The following is a 6,695-nucleotide window of genomic DNA, read 5'->3' on the forward strand; positions in this document are numbered from 1 at the left end:
GACCGGCAATGGCGTGCCGCTCTATACCCAATATCCGTCGTCCGGTATCTCGTCCGGTGCGTTCCAGAGCGGCAACTTCAACAAAGGCAGCTTCGGGATCAACAATAGCCTGACCGACAGCACCGCCAGCCAGGATCAAGTGGTTGGCGGCAATGGCAACGACTACATCGTCAGTGTGAAGGGCGGCGGCGACTACTTCGTCGGTGGTCTGGGCAATGACGTACTGGTCGGTGGCAATTCTGTCTCGGGCGATACGCTCGATGGCGGCGTGGGTAACGATATTCTGGTCGCCGGACTGGGTGGTGACACCCTGTATGGCGGTGCCGGTACCGATCTCGCCGTGCTGATGGGCTCGCGTGCCAACTATGTCATCGAGCGCAGAAGTGATGGTGGCTTCAACTTCCTGGTGAAGGAGAATGGCACCACCATCAGCAAGTCGCTCTACGATATCGAGCTGGTTCAGTTTGATGACGGTATCTACCAGTTCGATCAGACCGATGGCACCCTGACGGCAGTACAGCCCAGCGTGGTGGATTATCCCCTCGAGATCAGTGCTTCCCTTACCGATCGGGATGGCAGTGAACAGCTCGACAGCCTGGTGCTGAGCGGCATGCCCAGTGGTGCGACCTTGTATCAGGGCGGCACTGTGTTGGGCACCGTTGGTGCGGATGGCAAGCTGACGCTCACCGGCCTCTGGAACCAGAGCGCACTGGACGTCAAGCTGACCGGTCTGACCCTGCGGGTGCCGGGCAGCAATGCGGGTCAGTTTGACCTCAAGGTGGAGGCCATCGCCAAGGAGGTGGTGACCGACCAGGCCAGCAGCGCATCGGATCAGGATTCGATCCGCATGAGCTACTTCCTCTCCACAGAAGGGGAGCCGGGCGATCAAAACCGTGTTTACGGCAGCGAGCACAATATCGTGGTCGGCGACCTGGACGGCAGCGTGGTGTTGCCAGGCCAGAACTATAACATCGCCTTTATGGTCGACAGCTCGGGCAGTATCGGCTCCAGCGCCATGGCAACCATGCAAACCCAGCTGAGCCAGGTGTTTGCGACCCTCAAGGCCAGTGCGGGCACAGAAGGGGCTGGTAAGGTCAACATCTTCTTGGTGGACTTTGACTCCAAAGCCAACAAGTCGATTAGTGTAGACCTCAAGGATCCCAATGCCTTGACCAAGTTGCAGTCCATCATCAACAGCATGGATGGCCGCAGTGGCACAACTAACTATGAGGATGCACTCAAGACTACTTCCAACTGGTTCAACAGCGACACCGCTAAAAACAACGCCAATGCGAAGAACTTGGCGTACTTCATTACCGATGGTGCGCCCAATACCTATTACAGCAATGAAGATACCAACCCTATCGTTAATACGAAGACCAATGAGCGTCTCGATTCGTTTGTCAACGTCAACAACTATGTGCCGGGTGAAACCTTCTACGCCAATATAGGTGGTACCGATAGGGTGTTGATCGATGCCAATGGCATGGTTCAACGGTGGGCGCTAAACAGCAGTAACAATTGGATTTCGACGTCCATCGGTGCTTTGAAGGCGCAAGGGGATGGTACCTTCGAGATTTCTTCATCCTCTTCCAACAGTTCCGCATTGCAAAATGCGCAGGCTGTGTTGCCGCTTCTTCTTGCCAATAATGTCACGCTGGAGGCTATCGGCATCGGCAGCAACGTTTCCATCGATACTCTTAAGTTGTTTGATAGTGACAAGATCGTGCAATCCAACGTGTCTGCCAACGATCTGGCCAACGCCATCCTGGGTACTTCCGTCAACAACCTGCCGGGCAGTGACAGGATCGATGGTGGTGCCGGTGACGATATCCTGTTCGGTGATGCGGTTCACTTCGCGGGCATCAACGGAGAAGGCTACGCGGCCATCAAGCAGTACGTGGCCGGCAAGCTGAGTGCCGGTTCGGTGACCGATGCCCAGGTTCATGACTACATCACGGATCACGCCAGCGAGTTCGATCAGTCCTCCACCAATGACAAGGCGGATGTGCTGATTGGCGGAGAAGGCAACGATATCCTGTTTGGTCAGGGTGGTGACGACTTCCTGTTCGGTGGTGCCGGCAACGACATTCTGTTCGGCGGTAGCGGCAACGATACCCTGTATGGTGAGAGCGGCAACGATACCCTGTACGGCGGTAGCGGCAACGATACCCTGTATGGTGGTGCCGGCAACGACACCCTGAGTGGCGGTCTGGGCAACGACATCCTGGTCGGTGGTCTGGGCAACGACATCCTCAAGGGGGATGCGGGGGCCGATATCTTCACCTGGCAGCAGGGGGATACCACGGCAGGCTCCATCGCCAAGGATTACGTGGTTGACTTCTCCAAAGCCGAGGGTGACAAGCTGGATCTGAGCGATCTGCTGGATCACGATGGTTCCCGCAACCAGAACGATCTGAAGAGCCTGCTCTCTGTGTTCCAGGACAGCGAGGGTGTGCATCTGCAGGTCAAGGAGACCAGCACGGCTTCGGTGACTCAGGAGATAGTGCTGATGAACCACACGTTCGACAGTCTCACCGGCAGCGCGGCGTCCACCTCTTCTCAGGTGATCGACTACATGCTGAGCAACAATCTGCTGGATATCGACAAGTAATCCCGTCAGGGCAGGGCAACAAGCGGCAGAGCAATCTGCCGCTTTTTTTGTGTCTGGCCATGGTGGGACTGATGGCTGGGGTTTGCCACGGATATCAAGGATGTGGCTCACACAGGCAAGCCGGGGTGCGATCGAGTGGCCAGTTTGCTATTGATAAGTGTGCAGATAGCCCGGCCTTGAGCCGAATCTCGCTTTTTTTCATCAAGTTCCGTCATCATCTTGCCGACATAGGATAAGAATACGGGTCGTGTTGGGATTCTGACCCTTCTATACTATGGCGAGACTTGGAAAACGGACGTAAGGGCTTTATATGGCGAGCATATTGGATTCAGTGGATCAACGTACCCAGCTGGTAGGGGAGAACCGTCTGGAGTTGTTGATGTTCCGTTTAGGATCCCGACAGCTGTTTGCTATCAACGTCTTCAAGGTGCGGGAAGTGGTCAAGCTGCCCCATCTCAACAAGATGCCGGGGGCGCACCATAACATCAGCGGGGTGGCCAACATCCGTGGTACCTCGATCCCGGTGATCGACCTGCGCAGCGCCATCGGCATGCGCGCTATGCCTATCGACAGCGAGTCCAACCTCATCATCACGGAGTACAACCGCACCATTCAGGGTTTCCTGGTGGGGCAGGTGGCCCATATCGTCAACATGACCTGGAAGGACATACTGCCGCCACCGCGCTCCGCCGGGCGGGCCAACTACCTGACCGCCATCACCCGCATTCCCGAAGATGGTGTCGACCAGATCGTCGAGATCATCGACGTGGAGAAGGTGCTGGCCGAGATCATCACCTACGACATCCGTATCTCTGAAGAGGTGTTGGATCGGGAGATACTGCCCGAAATGCATGGCCGCAAGGTGCTCATCGTCGATGACTCCAGCACTGCCCGCAATCTGGTGCGGGAAACCCTGGCCCAACTGGGTCTTGAGGTAATCGAGTGCCAGGATGGTCTGCAGGCGCTCAATCTGCTCAAGGGGTGGTGCGATGCGGGCAAGAAGGTGACCGACGAGATCCTGTTGATGATCACGGATGCGGAGATGCCGGAGATGGATGGCTACCGCCTGACCCACGAGATCCGCAGTGATGCCCGCATGTCCGATCTCTTCATCACGCTCAATACTTCTCTGAGTGGCAACTTCAACGAGGCCATGGTCAAGAAGGTGGGGTGTGACCGCTTCATCTCCAAATTCCAGCCAGACCTGCTGGTCGGGGTGGCTCAGGAGCGGTTGCGCCAGATACTGGAACGCTGATGGTCATGGAAACAAAGATCCCGCCTCGGCGGGATCTTTGTTTTGGGCCGGCAGGGCACTCTTCTGCGTATGGCTATTGGGGCGTTATTGGGTCAGCAGGGGCTCGATAAAGCTGGCGACCCGGTCGCGGATCAGCGGCTGGGCAGCGGCCGTGGGGTGGATTCCATCGTTCATCATGAGTTCAGGGCGCAGCGCAATATCATCCATGAAGAAGGGCATCAGCGGCAGCTGGTTGGCAGCCGCCAGCTCAGGGAAGATCTGCTCGAACTGGCGCAGGTAGCGGGCTCCGTAATTGCGGGGCAGCTGGATCTGGGTCAGCACGGTTTTCACCTGCTGCGCCTTGGTCAAGGCCACCATGCTGGCCAGGTTGTCACGGGTGATGGCGGGTGCGAACCCGCGCAGCCCGTCGTTACCCCCCAACTCGATCAGCACCCAGTCCGGTTGATGCTCCTTGAGCAGGGCGGGCAGGCGGGCTAGGGCCCCCTGCGTGGTCTCACCGCTGATGCTGGCGTTGACCAGCTGATGCTTGCCGCCCTGCTGCTGCCATTTCTGATTGAGCAGGGCTGGCCAGCTCTGCTCCGCCGGCATCTGATAGCCTGCGCTCAGGCTGTCACCCAGCACCAGCAGGGTCTGGGCCTGTACCGATGAAACCAGGCAACACAAGGCGAACAGGAAACGTGTCATGTATTCAACTCCCATCATTCATTGTCATCAAGGGTCCGGGCAAACGGGATATGTGTGATGATGCCAACACCCAGCATGCATTGTCATTCAATGCCCGGGTGAGCAGGATATACATCATGGGTTCAATCCCCACTTTTTGGCTCGGGCAAACAGGAAACGCATCATGAGTTCAACTCCCATCATTGTCGTCAAGGGTCTGGGCAAAACCGTTCGCCTGGGCCAGGAAAGCCTCACCATCCTTGAAGGGATCGACCTGCAAGTCAATACCGGCGAGACCCTGGCGCTGGTCGGCGCCTCCGGCTCCGGCAAATCCACCCTGCTGGGGCTGCTGGCTGGGCTGGATCTGCCGAGCCAGGGGGATATAGAGATCCTCGGCCAGTCGCTGGTGCAGCTGGACGAGGAGGGCCGTGCCCGCCTGCGTGCCGAGCAGGTGGGCTTCATCTTCCAGTCCTTCCTGCTGCTGCCCACCCTGAGCGCGCTGGAGAACGTCATGTTGCCTGCCGAGCTGCGTGGCGAGACCCGCTGTGAGCCGAGGGCGCGCGAGTTGCTGGCGGCGGTGGGGCTCAGCGAGCGCCTGCACCATCTGCCGCCGCGCCTCTCCGGCGGTGAACAGCAGCGGGTTGCCATCGCCCGCGCCTTCATGACAAGGCCCAGCCTGCTGTTGGCTGATGAGCCGACCGGGAATCTGGACAGCAAGACGGGGGAGACGGTGATCGAACTCTTGTTTCAGCTCAATCGCGAGCACGGCACCACGCTCGTGGTGGTGACCCATGACCACGAGCTGGCCCAGCGTTGTCAGCGGCAACTGGTGATGGCGGCGGGACGACTGGAGACGGATACGGCGACATCCGGTGCCGTCGCGGCTTCCCGAGTCAGGGAGCCGCTATGAGTCGGTGGCGATTGGGAGTGAAGCTGTTGCGGCGGGAAGGCTTCAATGGCGAGCTGCGCTGGTTTGTGCTGGCACTGGCATTGAGTGTGGCCTGTGTGCTCAGCGTGGCCCTGGTGGCGGATCGGCTGGATGCGGGGCTCAAGGCCTCGGGGCGTGACTTTATCGGCGCCGATCGGGCGCTGCGCTCAGCCACACCGGCACCGGCCGCCTGGCTCGAGCAGGCTGAAAAAGCGGGCCTGTCAGTGCAGACCACGGTCAGTTTCAACAGCATGCTGTTTCATGGCGATGCATTGCAGCTGGCCTCTATCCGGGCCGTACCGAGCGATTTCCCCTTCTACGGCAAGTTGGCCCTCAGCCCCCAGCGCGCGCCAGCGCCTGGCGAGATTTGGCTCTCGGCCCGGGTGATGCAGTTACTGGAGGCGAAAATTGGTGATGAACTGGAAGTGGGCAACACCCGGCTCAGTGTGGCGGGCGAACTGGGTCAGGAGCCGGATCAGGGCTTCAGTCCCTTCCTGCTGGCACCCAGGGCCTTGATCCACAGCGCTGACATAGAGGCGACCGGTGCCCTGCTGCCGGGCAGTCGCCAGCAGTGGCGCTACCTGTTCAAGGGGACACGTGAGGACGTTGCCAGCTATGAGCGCTGGCTCAGGCCCCAGCTCAAAGCGGGGCAGAAGCTGATCAAGCCGGACGATCAGGGCTCCCAAGTGGGGCGTTCGCTGGCCAATGCCGAGCGCTTCTTCCGGCTCGCCTCTCTGGCGGGGGTGCTGCTGGGGGCACTGGCCATGGGCATAGCGGTGCGCCACTTCGCCGAGCGCCAGACCAACATGGTGGCGCTGCTCAAGACGCTGGGGGCTTCCCGTCGCACGCTCTGGCAACTGATGGGCACCCTGCTGTTCTCTCTGACGTTGGTGGGGGCGCTAATCGGTCTGGTGGCGGGCAGCGCCATGCAGTGGCTGACCCTGCATCTGCTGGGCAACTTGCTGCCTGCCGATCTGCCACTGCCATCGTGGCGACCCTTTGCCCTCGGTCTGGCGGTCGCCTTCTTCATCACCCTGCTGCTGGCCTTTGTGCCCTTCCTGCGCCTGCTCAAGGTGCCACCGCTGCGGGTGCTGCGCCGTGAGCTGGAAGCGGGGATCCCGCCCTGGCTGGCACTGCCGGTCGCGCTGCTCGGCCTGTTTGGCCTGGTGTGGGGTTTTACCGCCGATGCGACACTGGCGTTGGGGCTGATCGGCGGCATGGGCCTGCTGATGGGG

General features: G+C 59.7%; 5 protein-coding genes. 4 read left to right on the plus strand and 1 reads right to left on the minus strand.

Annotation, left to right across the window (positions count from 1 at the left end; genetic code table 11):
• On the plus strand, positions 1 to 2,614 hold a 2,614-nt coding region (locus tag AAC083_RS02195; RefSeq protein WP_146181781.1), incomplete at its 5' end, for a type I secretion C-terminal target domain-containing protein.
• 310 nt (positions 2,615 to 2,924) lie between these two features.
• Positions 2,925 to 3,869 carry a chemotaxis protein CheV gene (locus AAC083_RS02200; RefSeq protein WP_042037553.1) on the plus strand — a complete coding sequence of 315 codons (945 nt, stop codon included), beginning with the start codon at positions 2,925 to 2,927 and terminating at the stop codon, positions 3,867 to 3,869.
• Positions 3,870 to 3,953: 84 nt separating this feature from the next.
• Here the strand turns inward: AAC083_RS02200 and AAC083_RS02205 are convergent, their stop codons facing one another.
• The gene (locus AAC083_RS02205) at positions 3,954 to 4,553 is read right to left on the minus strand and encodes an arylesterase (RefSeq protein ID WP_108537916.1); all 600 of its coding nucleotides are present in this window, start codon (positions 4,551 to 4,553) and stop codon (positions 3,954 to 3,956) included.
• A 163-nt stretch (positions 4,554 to 4,716) separates the two neighbouring features.
• On the opposite strand from AAC083_RS02205, the gene AAC083_RS02210 reads away from it, so the two are divergent.
• The gene (locus tag AAC083_RS02210; protein WP_108537917.1) at positions 4,717 to 5,442 is read left to right on the plus strand and encodes an ABC transporter ATP-binding protein; all 726 of its coding nucleotides are present in this window, start codon (positions 4,717 to 4,719) and stop codon (positions 5,440 to 5,442) included.
• Positions 5,439 to 6,695, plus strand: a 1,257-nt coding sequence (locus AAC083_RS02215) for an ABC transporter permease (protein ID WP_146181782.1), incomplete at its 3' end; no start/stop codon positions are given. The genes AAC083_RS02210 and AAC083_RS02215, both read left to right, overlap by 4 nt.

The organism is Aeromonas sp. HMWF014, assembly GCF_963878295.1.
Lineage (GTDB): Bacteria > Pseudomonadota > Gammaproteobacteria > Enterobacterales > Aeromonadaceae > Aeromonas > Aeromonas popoffii.

Coding starts and splice junctions, on each gene's coding strand:
- AAC083_RS02200 (WP_042037553.1), top strand. CDS start 2,925: ATGGCGAGCATATTGGATTCAGTGGATCAACGTACCCAGCTGGTAGGG.
- AAC083_RS02205 (WP_108537916.1), bottom strand. CDS start 4,553: ATGACACGTTTCCTGTTCGCCTTGTGTTGCCTGGTTTCATCGGTACAG.
- AAC083_RS02210 (WP_108537917.1), top strand. CDS start 4,717: ATGAGTTCAACTCCCATCATTGTCGTCAAGGGTCTGGGCAAAACCGTT.